This window comes from Paraburkholderia sp. RL17-380-BIE-A, from assembly GCF_046028085.1.
In the GTDB taxonomy this organism is placed as follows: Bacteria; Pseudomonadota; Gammaproteobacteria; order Burkholderiales; family Burkholderiaceae; genus Paraburkholderia.
This window is the reverse complement of record NZ_JARESQ010000005.1, coordinates 1-15,246: the sequence shown is the minus strand read 5'-3', so window position 1 is coordinate 15,246 and position 15,246 is coordinate 1. Positions and strand designations below refer to the sequence as shown.

General features: G+C 61.5%; 13 protein-coding genes and 1 tRNA gene. 5 read left to right on the top strand and 9 right to left on the bottom strand.

Annotated features, from left to right (window positions below; all coding sequences use genetic code 11):
• Positions 1-62 precede the first annotated feature (62 nt).
• Positions 63-1,208 carry a porin gene (locus tag P0D68_RS09610; protein WP_408296315.1) on the bottom strand — a complete coding sequence of 382 codons (1,146 nt, stop codon included), beginning with the start codon at positions 1,206-1,208 and terminating at the stop codon, positions 63-65.
• Between the two features lie 534 nt (positions 1,209-1,742).
• Complete coding sequence (locus P0D68_RS09605) at positions 1,743-1,991, bottom strand: hypothetical protein (protein WP_408296318.1); 249 nt, start codon at positions 1,989-1,991, stop codon at positions 1,743-1,745.
• A 406-nt stretch (positions 1,992-2,397) separates the two neighbouring features.
• Between P0D68_RS09605 and P0D68_RS09600 the strand changes: the two genes are divergently transcribed.
• On the top strand, positions 2,398-2,601 hold the full coding sequence (locus P0D68_RS09600) for a cold-shock protein (protein ID WP_007180812.1): 204 nt from the start codon (positions 2,398-2,400) through the stop codon (positions 2,599-2,601).
• Between the two features lie 349 nt (positions 2,602-2,950).
• Positions 2,951-4,102 carry an exonuclease domain-containing protein gene (locus P0D68_RS09595; protein WP_408296321.1) on the top strand — a complete coding sequence of 384 codons (1,152 nt, stop codon included), beginning with the start codon at positions 2,951-2,953 and terminating at the stop codon, positions 4,100-4,102.
• Between the two features lie 149 nt (positions 4,103-4,251).
• On the opposite strand, the gene P0D68_RS09590 is transcribed toward P0D68_RS09595, so the two are convergent.
• Positions 4,252-4,848 (bottom strand): chorismate mutase, encoded by a 597-nt coding sequence (locus tag P0D68_RS09590; protein WP_408296324.1) that lies wholly within the window; start codon positions 4,846-4,848, stop codon positions 4,252-4,254.
• A 139-nt stretch (positions 4,849-4,987) separates the two neighbouring features.
• Here P0D68_RS09590 and P0D68_RS09585 point away from each other — a divergent pair, with 139 nt between their 5' ends.
• On the top strand, positions 4,988-5,398 hold the full coding sequence (locus tag P0D68_RS09585; protein WP_408296498.1) for a hypothetical protein: 411 nt from the start codon (positions 4,988-4,990) through the stop codon (positions 5,396-5,398).
• Between the two features lie 573 nt (positions 5,399-5,971).
• Here the strand turns inward: P0D68_RS09585 and P0D68_RS09580 are convergent.
• A complete protein-coding gene (locus P0D68_RS09580) occupies positions 5,972-8,671 on the bottom strand; it encodes an excinuclease ABC subunit UvrA (RefSeq protein WP_408296487.1) in 2,700 nt (899 codons plus the stop codon).
• 243 nt (positions 8,672-8,914) lie between these two features.
• On the opposite strand from P0D68_RS09580, the gene P0D68_RS09575 reads away from it, so the two are divergent.
• A complete protein-coding gene (locus tag P0D68_RS09575; RefSeq protein ID WP_091801068.1) occupies positions 8,915-9,109 on the top strand; it encodes a hypothetical protein in 195 nt (64 codons plus the stop codon).
• 113 nt (positions 9,110-9,222) lie between these two features.
• Here P0D68_RS09575 and P0D68_RS09570 read toward each other — a convergent pair.
• From P0D68_RS09570 to pepN, 5 genes are all read right to left on the bottom strand, one after another.
• Positions 9,223-9,298 (bottom strand) — tRNA-Thr (locus P0D68_RS09570).
• Between the two features lie 55 nt (positions 9,299-9,353).
• Entirely contained in the window at positions 9,354-10,370 is a 1,017-nt protein-coding gene (locus tag P0D68_RS09565) for a class 1 fructose-bisphosphatase (protein WP_091799881.1), read from the bottom strand.
• A 122-nt stretch (positions 10,371-10,492) separates the two neighbouring features.
• Entirely contained in the window at positions 10,493-10,948 is a 456-nt protein-coding gene (locus P0D68_RS09560) for a HigA family addiction module antitoxin (protein ID WP_091799884.1), read from the bottom strand.
• A 16-nt stretch (positions 10,949-10,964) separates the two neighbouring features.
• The gene (locus P0D68_RS09555; protein WP_091799887.1) at positions 10,965-11,246 is read right to left on the bottom strand and encodes a type II toxin-antitoxin system RelE/ParE family toxin; all 282 of its coding nucleotides are present in this window, start codon (positions 11,244-11,246) and stop codon (positions 10,965-10,967) included.
• 195 nt (positions 11,247-11,441) lie between these two features.
• Entirely contained in the window at positions 11,442-14,138 is a 2,697-nt protein-coding gene (gene pepN, locus P0D68_RS09550) for an aminopeptidase N (RefSeq protein ID WP_408296329.1), read from the bottom strand.
• 227 nt (positions 14,139-14,365) lie between these two features.
• On the opposite strand from pepN, the gene P0D68_RS09545 reads away from it, so the two are divergent.
• The gene (locus P0D68_RS09545) at positions 14,366-15,064 is read left to right on the top strand and encodes a DUF4136 domain-containing protein (RefSeq protein ID WP_091799894.1); all 699 of its coding nucleotides are present in this window, start codon (positions 14,366-14,368) and stop codon (positions 15,062-15,064) included.
• Positions 15,065-15,246: the final 182 nt, after the last annotated feature.

The window sequence follows — 15,246 nt, the reverse complement described above, 5'->3', positions numbered from 1 at the left end:
ACGCGGCATAAAAAAAGGCGCCGCAAACGGCGCCTTCGACACTGCGGTTACGCTACGCAGCTTTAGAAGCGGTGACGCAAACCTGCGGTCACAGCAATTTGCTTGTTGTTGCTCGAAGCGGCCAAGCCGTTGATGTCGGCATCGACGATAGCGTTTTCGTTGACTTGCTGGTACTCGCCTTGCAGATACACGTCGGTACGCTTGGACAGCGCGTACGCGGTTTGCAGGTTGAACTGGTTCCAGTGCGGGCGCGTGCCAGCCAGGCTTGCGCGGGTGTACGTGTACGAACCGGCAATGCTGACCGCCGGCGTCAGCGCGTAACGAGCGTTCGCTTCGAAGTTCTGGAAGTGAGCGCTGTTGTTAGCGAAGCCGATACCGCCCGTTTGACCGGATGCGCTAGCGCCGATACCGGCGAGGCTCGACAGGTTGGTTTGCGAGTACACCAGGCCGACCGTTGCCGGGCCGAACGAGTAGTTGGCACCCGCGCCCCACGTTTGCTGCCGACCCGCGAAGAACGTGTTGTCGCTCGACACCGCGCCACCCGAGTTGAACGCCGCAGCCGCGCTGGTCGCGCCGTTGCTGTTCAGTTGCAGGTAAGCAGCGGCAAGGTTCAGGCCGCCCCAGTTGTACGATGCGCCCGCGCTGTAGGCGCGGTTGTTCGCGAAGCCATCGGCCTGGTTCGAGAAGCCGTACAACGCGCCGAACTTGAAGCCGCCGTAGTTCACGCTTTGGTACTTGACCGAGTTGTTGACGCGGAACGAGTTGTTCAGGTTGTCATTGTCGAACGGGTGCGCGAACTGCGTGCCGCCGTATTGCGTACCGGTCAGAGCCAGCGGGCCGACGTAGTCGACCATGCTGTCATATTGACGGCCCAGGGTGACGGAGCCGAACTGATCGCTCGTCAGGCCCACGAACGCTTGACGACCGAATTCGCGGCCACCTTGCTTGAGCGTGCCGTCATTGATGCCGAAGCCGTTTTCCAACGTGAAAATGGCCTTCAGACCACCGCCAAGATCTTCGGAACCGCGCAGGCCCCAGCGGCTGCCGTTCACCGAGCCGCTCGTTTCTTGCCAGTTGCTATGACCGTGCTGGTTGTTCGTATAGGTGATGCCGGCGTCGAGCAAGCCATACAGCGTGACGCTGCTTTGGGCGTGAGCAGCCGTTGCGAAAACCCCCGTGAGGGCCGCGACCATGAGTGTCTTTTTCATTTTGTAACTCCGAGAGCGAGAGTGGGTATGAACCCAGGCTTAAGGAGACCTTCACGCGGGCGCTGCGAGAGGCGTAATCCGAGTGAGAAGCGCGGTGAACCAAATCGCGCCGGTTTCCGGTTAGGCAGAGTGTAGAGAGACACTTCGCGAATTGGACGTTCCGATTTGCGCAATAAAGTATTACGCGTTCGGAAACGATATGCGAATGCAGTTTAAGCCTTATAAACAAAGGCTTCCGGCGGTTTTGAAGGGATGGGGAATGCGAGGAGGTGAACTTGCGTTGCTGATCCGCGACAATAATCGATGCAAAAAAACAACGCAATAATTCGTAAAAATAGGATTGTTGTTGTTACTGAAATAGATGATTGTTATTTGTGTGAATAATCGAAATGGGCTGAAACGCTATACTGAAAGTTCTGCTTTCCGAAGCAGACTTTTTCGTTGACGAGAAAGATCTCCAAACCTTTGTCGGCGCGACTTCCCAGTCGCGCTTTTTTTCGTCCGCGCGCCGCACTCGCTAATTGGCAAATGCGATCAGTGTGCCGGCGCAGTACCGTCCTGTTCGTCCCAGTTGTCCGTGGTGGCGACGCTCCAGTCCTCCATGACATAGCGGCGCGCGTCCATGGGCGACGACAGGAGGTTCTGCCAATGATCGCCGTGCCACATGGGATCGAATTCGAATGCGGACGGTGTTTCGGCGAGCGGCGCGGATGCGCCGGAAGGCGTGTTCGCGTGCGAGTGGGTCAGCCAGGTCACGAGACGACGAATTTCGTTGAACAGCATGGCAATCTCCTAAAGCGCGTTACTACTGACTACTGCTCTCAATCATCCCGTCGTGAATGCGATGCAGCAAGTCGGACAAACACTTACTGAAAACATGGATTGTTACATGACTCGCATACCACGGAAGTTTTTCCCGTTTTAGAGCATGCTTCGCAACCGGACAAGTAATAATGACGTGTAGTTATTCGGTTTTTACTGAATAATGTAATGAGGGATTTTATTAAAATGAGGCAGCTTTATCGGGTAGCGCGATAAACGTATATGAAAATTTCGCTTGACGGAATTTCGTCGTTCCCCGTATAACGGCAATTCCGATTATCGCCCGACAGATCCTGTCGCATGGGCAGGTGATATTCGGCATGAGGGCAATGCCCGATTTTAAAAAATCATTGAGGGAAACTGGAAAATGGAAACGGGTATCGTCAAATGGTTCAACGATGCTAAGGGCTTTGGCTTCATCACGTCGGATTCGGGCGGCGAAGATCTCTTCGCGCACTTTTCGGAGATTCGCGCTGACGGTTTCAAATCGCTGAAAGAAAACCAGCGCGTCTCGTTCGACGTCAAGGCGGGCCCGAAGGGCAAGCAGGCAGCGAACATCCAGCCGCTGTAATAGCCGGCTCTGCTGATCCGTGTTCCGCCTAACAGCGCAGTGCGTGCAGGCCCTCGCAAAACGCGAGGGTTTTTTATGTCGTTTATTGTCTTTCCGCGGAAGACTGATTTGACTATCTGGTGCGGAATGATTTGAATGGCACAGAGAATCACCGAATACCTTCGGCGCAGTTCCTGGAAGTTCGCCGCGAAGAAACATAACGAGTGATCGTTTTAGTGCCGCCGCTCGCCCGCGCGAAAACAGTGTGTTCGCGCCTCGCGGGGCAAACGTAATACGATGCCGTCCGGGTCCACCGGGGCCAACTGGTGCATACTTGCCGCAAAGCCACGCGTCCAAAGTATCCTTTTCCATGTCTGAACAGTTTTTGCCGGAACCGGCCCTGAATGGTCCGATCGTATTCGTCGACCTTGAAACTACTGGCGGCTCGACTGCCGAGCATCGCATCACCGAGGTCGGCGTGGTCGAAGTCGGACCTGCCGGCGTGTCGCGCTGGAGCAGTCTGGTCGACCCTCAACAACCGATTCCCTCGTTTATCCAGCAGCTCACCGGCATCACGAATGCGATGGTGCGGGGAGCGCCGACTTTCGAGGCTATCGCCCCCGCTCTTTTTGAGCGTCTGAACGGCAAACTGTTCGTGGCGCATAACGCCAGTTTCGATCGTGGTTTTCTGCGCGGCGAGTTTCGCCGGGCAGGATTGGCGTTCGATCCCGATGTGCTGTGCACCGTGCGTTTGTCGCGCGCATTGTTCCCGGCCGAGAAACGCCACGGTCTCGACGCTCTGGTTGAACGCCACACGCTCGTGCCGTCTGACCGTCACCGGGCACTCGCCGACGCCGATCTGATCTGGCAATTCTGGCAGCGTCTGCACGGCCTCGTGCCGCTCGACGTACTGCGCGCCCAGATCGAGCGCAGCACGCGGCGGTATCGGCTTGCCGGCGACATCACGGAAGATCTGCTCGACACCGCGCCTGCAGGTTGTGGCGTGTATGCATTCTACGGAGACCAGGACATGCCGCTGTATGTCGGACGAAGTGTGCGCGTGCGTCAGCGACTGCGTTCACACCTGACCGGCGAGCGGCGCTCGTCCAAAGATATCCGGCTTGCGCAACAGGTGCGGCGTGTCGAGTGGCGGGCAACCGGCGGCGAATTGGGCGCCATGCTGGCCGAGGCGCAATGGATCGCGAAGTTGCGCCCCGGCCATAACAGGTTGCCGCGTGTCGCAAAGAGCGATCCGGCGGATGCGCCCTGGCCGTTCGAGGGGCCGATCGTCTTCGAGGAGCGGGAGGAGGCGTCGCAGGCGCGCGCGTTTCATGTCGTCGACCGGTGGCGCTATGTGGGCCATGCGGCGTCGCTCGCGCAGGCCGCCGAATTGCATGCGTCGAACGCTGAGGGAGCATTTGAACTGTCGACGTACCGCATTTTGCAAAGCCATCTTGCCCGCGGCTTGCGTGTGATGCCGCTGGGCGTATCGAGCGTGACGCCCGTGGCGAATGTAGCTTGACAGAGTCAGCCGGTTGGGAATTGGGCGGCTTCGTTGTACCTCGCTTGGTTTCCAGCCTATAGATCTCCGGCCGTTCAGGACGGACAAGTACACGCGGCCGCTGCGCCAGACTGTCAAGCTTCAGGCTGCGCGCTCCACGCCGCCACCCATTAGCCCGTCGCGCCCACTCCGCCCGTTTCACACACGTGACCAAGGGCGCGAGTCAAGGCGCTCGAACGAAGCGAATCGTAGCGCGTCAGCGACTTCCAGTTGGCTAGCGATTGCGCAACGCGCGACGGACAATCCGGAGCAGCGCGCAGCGGTTGCACGCGTGCAAGGCCGGCCATGAGCGATTGTGTCAGCCGGTCCAACTGCGGTCTCGTGCTGCTCGCCAGATCGGGCGCGGGGCCTTGCGGCGCTTGCGTGCTGCGCCACGACTCGAACAGGGCGTTTTGCACCTCCTTGCTGGCGTCGATCTGATCCTGGAAGAAGGCGCGGGCGAATGTAGGGTCGACGTTTGCCGCGACGGCGCGCTTTTCGACATCGGCGAGGAGCGCTTTCTCGCGCGGCGTGTCGGTGATGTCCTGGTGATTCGCCCACTTCCAGCGCGCCACCGGTTCCGCGAGCGCGAGACGCTGCGAAGCGAGCGCAATCAGATTGGTGAGCGCAGTGTCGTCGCCATCCGCGAGAGCGGGAACTGGCGTGAATGCGAGGGTAGCGAAGAGCGCGAGCGCGCATGACGCGCCGAAGCGGTACGAACGATTCATGGAAGATGGCAGTGGCCAAACGGCCGCGGAGGAAAAACCAGAAGAATAGACGATGCGCCGCTCGTACGGCGTCTCTTCGTTTTCACGCAAAGCTAACGGCGCCGAAAGCTAACGGCGCCGAAAGCAAACGACGCCGGCAATGCTGGCAATACTTCCGCCTGGCATCCAGAAGGCGAGCAAAAACATGCGCGAGCCGCTCGACCAGGCTCGTGCCAATCAGGCGGATTTACCCCGCGTCACGATATCGGGCAAAACACGAGAAACTGGACGCGTGCAAGCATTCGCCGCGCGCCGCGCGCCGCGCGCGCGGACTCCGATGCTGCATCGCGCAACTGCACAGTTACTTCGAATCGCACGACTTGCGTTGTTCGTCGAAAAAGGCGCGAACGTGCTCAGGCAGTTCTGCACCCAGAAACTCGACGCCAGCGGGTTCCGGATCCGGGCAAAAGACTTTATCCGGGGTCGGAACTTTCGGTGGTTTGGCATCCATGATCTTTCTCCTTTACAAACCGATTATCTGCCTCGGTCCCCGTTTTGCACCAGAGCCTGATGCGGGTCACATCTTGTTTGTTGCTTTAACGGCACAGGCCAACAATGGAACGGAATGTTTGAATAGAATTTATCGGTTCACTGTTGATGCACCGATTGGTTCGTTGCCGGTCAGACCAGTCCGCTAATTCTTCGACGTCCTTCCCAGCCTTGTCCCACGGGCGATTGAGCGCATAGCCGCGGTTTTTGTGCGGCACTCACTTTCTACTGAGTTATATCAGCCAGTAGTCGCGGATTTTGTGCGCTGCCGCATCGGCAGGATTTTCTTCTTAATGGGCCGAACGTTCGTTAATTACCGAGCGCTTCAGTCCGGGCACATTCAGCCCTCATTGTTTCGTAAACGATCGGTTTGCGGGTTTCGTTGACGAGAAAAACACTTTTCTTGATTTGTGCGTGAATAAATCGGCCCAGCGGCGCAGTGCGAACGGTGGGCTTTTGTCGTTCGCTTTTCATGTGCGTTAGGCGTGGGAGTTTTCACCGGCACCGGGTAGGCGGCTGGTTTGCCGGTGAAGTCGACTTGAACTTGGCTGAACGAAAAGCGCGGCGCTCGCTAGCGCGCACGCTTCCTTTGCAATCACGCTACGAGTTGCTGCCGCAGATAGTCGGCTGTGCGGCTTTCTTTGACCTGCACGACCTGGGCCGGCGTGCCGCTCGCCACGATCTTGCCGCCGGCGTCGCCGGCGCCCGGGCCGACGTCGATGACCCAGTCGCTCTGCGCGGCGACCCGCATGTCGTGCTCGACGACCACCACCGTATTGCCCGCATCCACGAGTCCCTGCAATTGGACCATGAGCCGGTCGACGTCGGCGGGATGCAGGCCGGTGGTCGGTTCATCGAGGATGTACAGCGTGTCGCCGCGTTGCGCGCGTTGCAGTTCGGTGGCGAGTTTGATGCGCTGCGCTTCGCCGCCGGACAATTCGGTGGCCGGCTGGCCAAGCCGCAGATAGCCGAGGCCGATGTCGCGCAGCACGTTTAACGCGCGCATCACGCTGCCTTCGTCGGCGAAGAAGTCGCAGGCGGCGTCGACGGTCAGGCCGAGCACCTCGGCGATGTTTTTATCGCGCCATGTGATTTCGAGCGTCTGCGTGTTGTAGCGCGTGCCGTGACACGTCGAGCAAGGCGCATAGACGCTCGGCAGAAAAAGCAGTTCGACGCTGACAAAGCCTTCGCCTTCGCAAGTCGGGCAACGGCCTTGCGCGACGTTGAACGAAAAGCGGCCCGCGCTGTAGCGGCGCTTGCGGGCGAGCGGCGTGTCGGCGAACAGCTTGCGCACGTGGTCGAACAGGCCAGTGTAGGTGGCGAGGTTGGAGCGCGGCGTGCGGCCGATCGGTTTCTGGTCGACGCGCACGAGCCGCCGTACCGCATCCATGCCTTCGGCGATGTGGCCGCCGGTCGGCACGTTGGTCGCGGCGAGCAGCGGGTCTTGCTCGTCGTCGTCCGGATTGTCGAAGACGCGTCCAAGGCGGCTTGCGACCAGCTCGGGCAGTGCCTGGCTGACGAGACTCGATTTGCCCGAGCCCGACACGCCCGTAACGGCCGTCAGGCAGCCGAGCGGAAACGCGGCGTCCAGTCCATGCAGATTGTTGCGCGTGATGCCGGCGAGCCGCAGCCAGCCGGCAGGTTCGCGCGGGCTGCGTTTCACCGGCGCAGGCGGCGCGAATAGATGGCGACGCGTTTGCGACGCTTCGACCTGCGCGAGTCCGGCGGGCGGGCCGCTATACACCACATGGCCGCCGGCTTCGCCGGCCGCCGGGCCGACGTCGACCAGCCAGTCGGCGCGCCGCATCATCTGCAAATCGTGTTCTACGACGAACAGCGAATTGCCCGCCGCCTTCAATCCCTGCAGCGCGCTGAAGAGCGCTTCGCCATCGGCGGGATGCAGGCCGGCCGATGGCTCATCGAGCACGTACACGACGCCGAACAATTGCGACGACAACTGCGTGGCGAGTCGCAAGCGCTGCAATTCGCCGGAAGACAGCGTGGGCGTGCTGCGCTCCAGCGCGAGGTAACCGAGGCCCAGATCGACCAGCGTCGTCAGGCGTTCGAGCAGTTCGGCCGCGATGCGCTGGGCAGCGACGCGCTTCTCCTCCGACAGGTTCGGCGTGCGTCGTACGTCGGGCGAGGCTTTGTGCGCGGAACCGCCTGCCGCGACCCGCTTATCGACGGCATCGCGCATGGCGCTCTTGCTGAGCACGCTGCCTTTACCGGTGGTTTTGCTCGCGCTGTTGCCAGCATTCGCGGCGTCCGGTTCCGGCCATTCGCCGCGCGCGATCGGTTCGAGCATCGCGGCGAGCCGCGCGAGCGGCAATTGTGAGAATTCGCCGATATCGAGTCCGGCGAACTTCACCGACAGCGCTTCTTTCTTGAGCCGCTTGCCATGGCAGGTCGGGCACACGCTGCCGACCATGAACTGCGACACGCGTTTTTTCATCAGGGCGCTTTGGGTGTTCGCGAACGTGTGCAGCACGTAGCGGCGCGCGCCGGTGAAAGTGCCCTGATAGCTCGGCTCGTCTTTGCGTTTGAGCGCGGCGCGGGTTTCCTTGGGAGTAAGGCCGGCGTAGACGGGCACGGTGGGCTGTTCGTCGGTGAAGAGGATCCAGTCGCGGTCCTTTTTCGGCAAGTCGCGCCACGGTGTATCGACGTCGTAGCCGAGTGTCACCAGAATGTCGCGCAGATTTTGTCCGTGCCATGCGGGCGGCCACGCGGCAATCGCGCGCTCGCGAATGGTCAGCGAGTCGTCGGGCACCATCGACTTTTCGGTGACTTCGTACACGCGGCCAAGTCCATGGCAAGTCGGACAGGCGCCCTGCACCGTGTTCGGCGAGAAGTCTTCGGCGAACAGCATGGGTTGCTTCGGCGGATAGTCGCCAGTGCGCGAATACAGCATGCGCACGAGGCTCGACAGCGTGGTCACGCTGCCCACCGACGAGCGTGCGCTCGGCGTGCCGCGCTGCTGCTGCAACGCAACTGCGGGCGGTAGGCCCTCGATGGCGTCGACTTCAGGCACGCCGACCTGCTCGATCAGGCGCCGCGCATACGGCGCGACCGATTCGAAATAGCGCCGCTGCGCCTCGGCGTAAAGCGTGCCGAACGCTAGCGACGATTTGCCCGAACCGGACACGCCGGTGAACACGACCAGCGCGTCACGCGGAATTTGCACGTCGACGTTTTTCAGGTTGTGTTCCCGAGCGCCGCGCACGCGCACGAAACCAGTGAATGTGGTTGAGCCGGAAGCGGGCGGTGCCGGGCGAGGCTTGTTGCGAATGGCGTCCATATCGATGAATAGCGGATGAGCGAGGCCTGCTGGGGCGGGCGAACGCTTGAGAGATTGCACGGAACATGCCCGACGAATTGGTGATGATGCCAGTGAACGGTAAGGGCGGCGCACGCGTTACGTTAAGCAGGATCCACCGCCTATCATGGATAACAGCTATCTGAGATGCAGGGTGCGGTGGATAACGGACGCGCCGCCGCCAGCGCGGAAGATGGCAGTCTTCGCCCTTCGGAGAGTTTCGCCATGGAAAACGCTGTGTACTGGAAAGGTCGTCAGGTCGGAATCGAGTGCGCCGGCCGGATTTTGTGGTTTTCTTCGGCGCCGCAGGAAGCGGTCGCGGCCTACGGCCCTCAGCGGGCGGAGCCGGCGCGTGTGGAAGACTCGATCGTGGCGCGTAATCTTTTCGTGACGGCGCAGTTCGACCGGCCGGGGTTTTGAGGATGAGACGGCGGTGCGGTGTGCTTTCGCTGTAGTGAGCGCAGAGGCGGGAAAGCAGGCTTGGAAAACAAAAAGCCCAGTCACGAGGACTGGGCTTTTTGCTTGAATCTTGTTGGTGCCGGAAAGAGGAATCGAACCCCCGACCTTCGCATTACGAATGCGCTGCTCTACCGTCTGAGCTATTCCGGCATCAGGAGAAACGAGATTATATGGACTTCTTTAGGAGTTTGGCAAGCCCCTGAACTCACTTTTTTGCTTCGAGATGGTAGCGGGTGACCCGGTCCACTTCGTTCTTCGAGCCGAGGAATACGGCCACGCGCTCATGCAGGCTCTTCGGCTGGATGTCCAGAATGCGTTTCTCGCCATTGGTCGCAGCGCCGCCTGCCTGCTCGACGATGAACGCCATCGGATTCGCCTCGTACATCAGGCGGAGTTTGCCTGGCTTGTCCGGCGTGCGCTTGTCGGCCGGATACATGAAGATACCGCCGCGGTTCAGGATACGGTGCACGTCCGCCACCATCGACGCGATCCAGCGCATGTTGAAGTCGCTTTGGCGCGAGCCGTCCTTGCCGGCCTTCAACTCGCCGATGTATTGCTCGACCGGCGGATACCAGTGACGCTCGTTCGAAGCGTTGATCGCATATTCACGCGTTTCGACCGGAATGCGCATGTCGCTTTGCGTGAGCACCCACGACCCGAGCTCACGGTCGAGCGTGAAGCAGTTCACGCCGTTGCCCGTGGTCAGCACCAGCACGGTTTGCGGACCATACACCGCATAACCCGCGGCGACCTGCTGCGTGCCCGGTTGCAGGAACGACTGTTCCGTAGGCTGCTGGCCGTCCGGGCAGCGCAACACGGAGAAGATGGTGCCGATCGAAACATTGACGTCGATGTTCGACGAGCCGTCGAGCGGATCGAACACGAGCAGGTATTCGCCCTTCGGATAGTTCGCCGGGATCGGGAAAAACTGCTCCATTTCCTCGGACGCCATGCCCGCGAGGTTGCCGCCCCATTCATTCGCTTCGAGCAGGATTTCGTTCGACAGGATGTCGAGCTTCTTCTGCACTTCGCCTTGAACGTTCTCGCTGCCCGCCGTGCCAAGCGCATCGCCCAGCGCGCCCTTGCTGACGTGATAGCTGATCGCCTTGCACGCACGCGCGACGACTTCGATCAAAAGGCGCAGATCGGCCGGCAGGTTGTTGGTCTCGCGCTGCTGCTCGATCAGGTACTTCGTGAGAGTGGTACGACGTTGCAAAGCCATTGCTGTACTCCGGGAAGGCTTGAGGAATATTCCGATTTTAACCGTTCGTTGTGTCCGCTCCGTGCTTTTGCGCGCGAACCGTGTGCGGCAATGCCGCCGGGCATACCGACGCGTGGCGAAAATCAGGTTTTGCGGCGCGCTTTGCCGGCCGTAAGTTTGCCGCTTACGCTCGCCGCAAGCGCCGCGGCCCGGGCGTGTTCGCTCGACACCTTGGGCATTTTCGGGCGGTCCGCCTTCGGCATGGGTTCGATTTCACGTTCGATCTGTTCGCCGGCGGCGGCGGTGGCGACGCGCAGGTCGTAAGCGATTTGCAGGTTGAGCCAGAACTGCGCGCTGGCGCCGAAGTAGCGTTCGAGCCGCAGCGCCGTGTCGGCCGAGACGGCGCGCCTGCCGCGCACCACGTCGTTGATGCGCGGCGCCGGTACGCGCAGCGCCAGCGCCAGCGCATTGACGGACATGCCGAGCGGTTCGAGGAACTCGCTGTACAGAATCTTGCCCGGATGGATTTCCGGGATGCTCTTGCCAGTGTCGATATCCGAGAAATCGATGTTATCCAGATCGGAGCGTTTGATGACCATGCCGGTCTCCCAATAGTCAGTGATAGTCGACAATCTCGACATTGAGCGCCTCCCCGTCGACGAAATGAAAACAGATGCGCCATTGCGCATTGATCCGGATACTCCATTGCCCGCTGCGCTGGCCTTGCAGCGCTTCCAGCCGGTTGCCCGGCGGCGCGTGCAGGTCGCGGACGGACTCTGCGGCGTCGATCATGAGCAGCTTGCGGTAGGCGAGCGTTTGCATGTGAAGCGGCAGTGAGTACACGAACTTGCCCTGAAAAATTCTCGCCGTAGCTTTGTCGCCGAATGTCGTGATCATGGGATGATATAACGCGATGCGTTAAACGTAAACCGTTAAGTGAATGCGTTTACTTTCACCCCACCGGCGCGAGCCGACCAGTCGTCCGGATGGCCAACGTTGCAGCCGCGCGGCGCCTTGTGGGCGAGCGCAAGGCGAAAAAAAGCCGGCAACAGGTGCCGGCTCTTTGAAGCGACAACAGCACTCAGGCGCGCATCATGCCAACGCTTTCTCCACGATCTCGCGCACGTCGCGCGATTTCACCTGCGCGGCCACTTTCTCCAGTGCCGCACGCATGCCGTCGCGCAGCGTCGGCGTGAAGCGGCGCCACAATTCCAGCGAGCGGGCGAGGCGGGCGGCCACTTGCGGATTGATGGCGTCGAGCGCGATCACCTGATCGGCCCAGAACGCATAGCCCGAACCGTCTTCGGCATGGAACTGCGCCGGGTTCGCCGCGCAGAAGCTGAAAATCAGCGAGCGCGCGCGATTCGGGTTCTTCAGGTTGAAGGCCGGGTGGGCCATCAGCTTGCGCACGATGTCGATCACCGGACGTTGCGCGCTGCCGCGCTGCGTGGCCTGCAACGCGAACCACTTGTCGATCACGAGCGGTTCCTTTTCGAAGCGCCGATAGAAGTCGTCCAGCGCCTGCTGCGCCTCGGCGCTGCCGCCATTGGCCGCCGACGCATTGAGCAACGCGGACAATGCCGCCGCACGGTCGGTCATGTTGTTCGCCGAGTCGTACTGCGCGGACGCGAGACGCACGGCTTCGGCCGGATCGTCGAGTTCAGCGAGATACGAGAGCGCGAGGTTCTTCAACGCGCGATGACCGGACGCTTCCGGCGTGGCCTCGTATGCGCCCGGCGTGCGATGCTGCTCGTACACCTTGAGCCAGTCGCTCTTGAGCGCATTGGCGAGACGCTCGCGCACGAATTGCCGCGCGGCATGCACAGCGGCCGGATTCGATTCGGCCATCTGTTCGGCCAGATACGCTTCCGAAGGCAGCATCAATGCCAGTTCGCGGAACGACGGCGAGAGCGTTTCGTCGGTCAGCACGCGTGCGAACGCGGCGACCACGGAATCGTCGAGTTGCAGCGACACGCCCGTGGCGGCGCGTCCGGCGAGTGTGAGCAGTTCGCGCGTGGCGAGCCGCTGGCCGGCTTCCCAACGGTTGAACGGATCGCTGTCGTGCGCCAGCAGGAACGCCAGCTGTTCCGCCGAATAGTCGTATTCGACGATCACCGGTGCAGAGAAATTGCGCAGCAGCGAGGGCAGCGGCTCTTGCGCCACGTTGACGAACGTGAAGGTCTGTTCGGTCTGCGTGAATTCGAGCACGCGCGTGGTCGCGTGGCCGGCCTGCGCTTCGCCTTCCAGTTGCAGCGGCAGGTCGCGGCCGTCCTTGCCGATCAAACCGATCGCGAACGGAATCAGCAGCGGACCCTTTTGCGTTTCGCGCGCGGCCGGCGCACCTTCGCCGTAGCCTTGCGTGAGCGTCACGCTGTAACGTTTCTGCGCGGCGTCGTACTGCGTGCGCACGGACACGCGCGGTGTGCCGGCCTGGCTATACCAGCGCTCGAATTGCGCGAGATCGCGGCCGTTCGCGTCGGCGAGCGCGTGACGGAAATCGTCGCAGGTCACGGCCTGGCCATCATGGCGCTTGAAGTACAGATCCATGCCCTTGCGGAAGCCGTCGCGGCCGAACAGGGTCTGATACATCCGCACGACTTCCGAGCCTTTCTCGTAGACGGTCATCGTGTAGAAGTTGTTGATCTCGACGTAGCTTTCCGGGCGCACCGGGTGCGCCATCGGGCCCGCGTCTTCGGCGAACTGCATCTGACGCAGCACGCGCACGTCTTCGATGCGCTTGGTGGCGCGCGCGGCTTCGTCCGTTGCGCCGCCCGCCATGTCGGCCGAGAACTCCTGGTCGCGGAATACCGTGAGGCCTTCTTTCAGGCTCAACTGGAACCAGTCACGGCACGTCACGCGGTTGCCGGTCCAGTTGTGGAAATACTCGTGGCCGACCACGGCCTCGATGTTCGCGAAGTCGGTGTCGGTTGCCGTTTCGGGATTCGCCAGCACGTACTTCGTGTTGAAGATGTTGAGCCCCTTGTTCTCCATCGCGCCCATGTTGAAGTCGCTCACCGCGACGATCATGAAGCGGTCCAGATCGAGTTCGAGCCCGAAGCGTTCCTCGTCCCAGCGGATCGAATGGATCAGCGAATCCATGGCGTGACGGGTCTTGTCCAGATCGTGCGGCTCGACCCACACCTGCAGCAGCTTTTCCTTGCCCGAGCCGCTCTTCACGCGTTCTTCCAGCGCGACGAGCTTGCCGGCGACCAGCGCGAACAGGTAACTCGGCTTTCTGAACGGATCTTCCCAGCGCGCGAAGTGGCGGCCGTCCGGCAAATCGCCTTCTTCGAGCAGGTTGCCGTTCGACAGCAACACCGGATAATCGGCCTTGCTGGCGCGCAGCGTGACCGTGAAGGTCGCCATGACGTCCGGGCGGTCGAGGAAGTAAGTGATGCGGCGGAAGCCCTCGGCCTCGCACTGCGTGAAGAAGTTGCCGCCCGACACGTAGAGGCCCGACAGCGTGGTGTTCTCAGCCGGATTGCAAATGCTGGTGAGCGTGAGTTCGAATTGGTCCGGCACATTGTCGAGCAGCAGGCCGTGTTCGTGCGCGTGCGCATTGGTGAACGGCTGGCCGTCGATCGCGGCGCTGACGAACTCCAGCTGTTCGCCCATCAGTTCCAGATGCGCGGCGCGCGACGCCTCCGGATTGCGACGCACGCGCATCGTGTTCCGGACAACCGTGCGTTCGGGAACCAGATCGAACTCCAGTGCGACGGTGTCGATCAGGAAGGCGGGCGGCGCGTAGTCGGCGCGGCGAATCACATTGGGCGTTGCGGTATCGGCCATGGCGTTCTGTAGTGTTGGAACTCGAGTCGGCAGGCGCGCTTCTGGCGCGCGAGCCGGGCATGTCGAGCCATTGTACAAAGCCTCGGCAAATTGTGCGGAGCGAACTTTTTACCGAATTTACCGGTCAGCGTATTATCGGGCGCCCGCGTGATGAAAAAGCCTGCGCGCCTGCGGGGCCGGTCATGACGGACAATACAGAGACATTGAGAAGCTTCACGAGGTAGACCATGAAATTCGATCGATGGACCCGCCGCGCCACGCTGCTGCTAGCCGCGCTGACGGTGCTGCTTTCCGGCTGCACGACCTACGTGACCACTCAGGTCACGGCCTTCTCCGACTGGAGCGGCAACGACGCCACCCGCACCTATGCATTCACACGGGCCGCGGACCAGCAGAACAATCTCGAACTGAGCACCTACGAGCGCTTTGTCGCGAATGAACTCGCCACGCATGCTTTCCGCCAGGTCGATAGCGGCCAGGCGCGCTATCTGGTCGGACTGTCGTACGGCATCCGTTCGGATATGGTGACGGTCGCGGAGCCGGTGTATTACAACCCCTGGCCCGCGCCGTATTGGGGGCGGCCATTCGATCCTTGGGGTCCGTGGGGACCGTTTCCCACTACGTATGTGAACCAGAGCTATCCGATCTTCACGCATCTGCTGGGCATACGGATCACCGAGCGGGCAACCGGCAAAGAGGTGTACAACGTGACGGCGCGCAATTCGGGAGGCGAGTCGTCGCTCGTGCGGGCCATGCCGTATCTGGCGCGTAGCGCGCTGGCCGATTTTCCGCTCGGTAACGGCGCCGTCCACACGGTGAAGATTCCGCTCGACAAGAACGGCGGCGCATCGAACGAAATCGCCGCTACCGGCGCCGCGCCCGCGGCCGCGCCGGCTCCGGCGTCTGGCGCGAAAGTCATTCAGTAGTTCATGCCGAGTGGCGGCGCGCGGCGGCGCGAAGGCCGGCAGTGAACAAGACAAACGGCCCGGCAGGTCATCCTGCCGGGCCGTTTGTTTGGCTGATGCCATGCCAAGCCAAGCCATGCCAAGCCAAGCCAAGCCAAGCCAAGCCAAGCCAAGCCAAGCCAAGCCAAGCCAAGCCAAGCCAA

Coding starts and splice junctions, on each gene's coding strand:
- P0D68_RS09610 (WP_408296315.1), bottom strand. CDS start 1,208: ATGAAAAAGACACTCATGGTCGCGGCCCTCACGGGGGTTTTCGCAACG.
- P0D68_RS09605 (WP_408296318.1), bottom strand. CDS start 1,991: ATGCTGTTCAACGAAATTCGTCGTCTCGTGACCTGGCTGACCCACTCG.
- P0D68_RS09600 (WP_007180812.1), top strand. CDS start 2,398: ATGGAAACGGGTATCGTCAAATGGTTCAACGATGCTAAGGGCTTTGGC.
- P0D68_RS09595 (WP_408296321.1), top strand. CDS start 2,951: ATGTCTGAACAGTTTTTGCCGGAACCGGCCCTGAATGGTCCGATCGTA.
- P0D68_RS09590 (WP_408296324.1), bottom strand. CDS start 4,848: ATGAATCGTTCGTACCGCTTCGGCGCGTCATGCGCGCTCGCGCTCTTC.
- P0D68_RS09585 (WP_408296498.1), top strand. CDS start 4,988: ATGCTGGCAATACTTCCGCCTGGCATCCAGAAGGCGAGCAAAAACATG.
- P0D68_RS09580 (WP_408296487.1), bottom strand. CDS start 8,671: ATGGACGCCATTCGCAACAAGCCTCGCCCGGCACCGCCCGCTTCCGGC.
- P0D68_RS09575 (WP_091801068.1), top strand. CDS start 8,915: ATGGAAAACGCTGTGTACTGGAAAGGTCGTCAGGTCGGAATCGAGTGC.
- P0D68_RS09565 (WP_091799881.1), bottom strand. CDS start 10,370: ATGGCTTTGCAACGTCGTACCACTCTCACGAAGTACCTGATCGAGCAG.
- P0D68_RS09560 (WP_091799884.1), bottom strand. CDS start 10,948: ATGGTCATCAAACGCTCCGATCTGGATAACATCGATTTCTCGGATATC.
- P0D68_RS09555 (WP_091799887.1), bottom strand. CDS start 11,246: ATGATCACGACATTCGGCGACAAAGCTACGGCGAGAATTTTTCAGGGC.
- pepN (WP_408296329.1), bottom strand. CDS start 14,138: ATGGCCGATACCGCAACGCCCAATGTGATTCGCCGCGCCGACTACGCG.
- P0D68_RS09545 (WP_091799894.1), top strand. CDS start 14,366: ATGAAATTCGATCGATGGACCCGCCGCGCCACGCTGCTGCTAGCCGCG.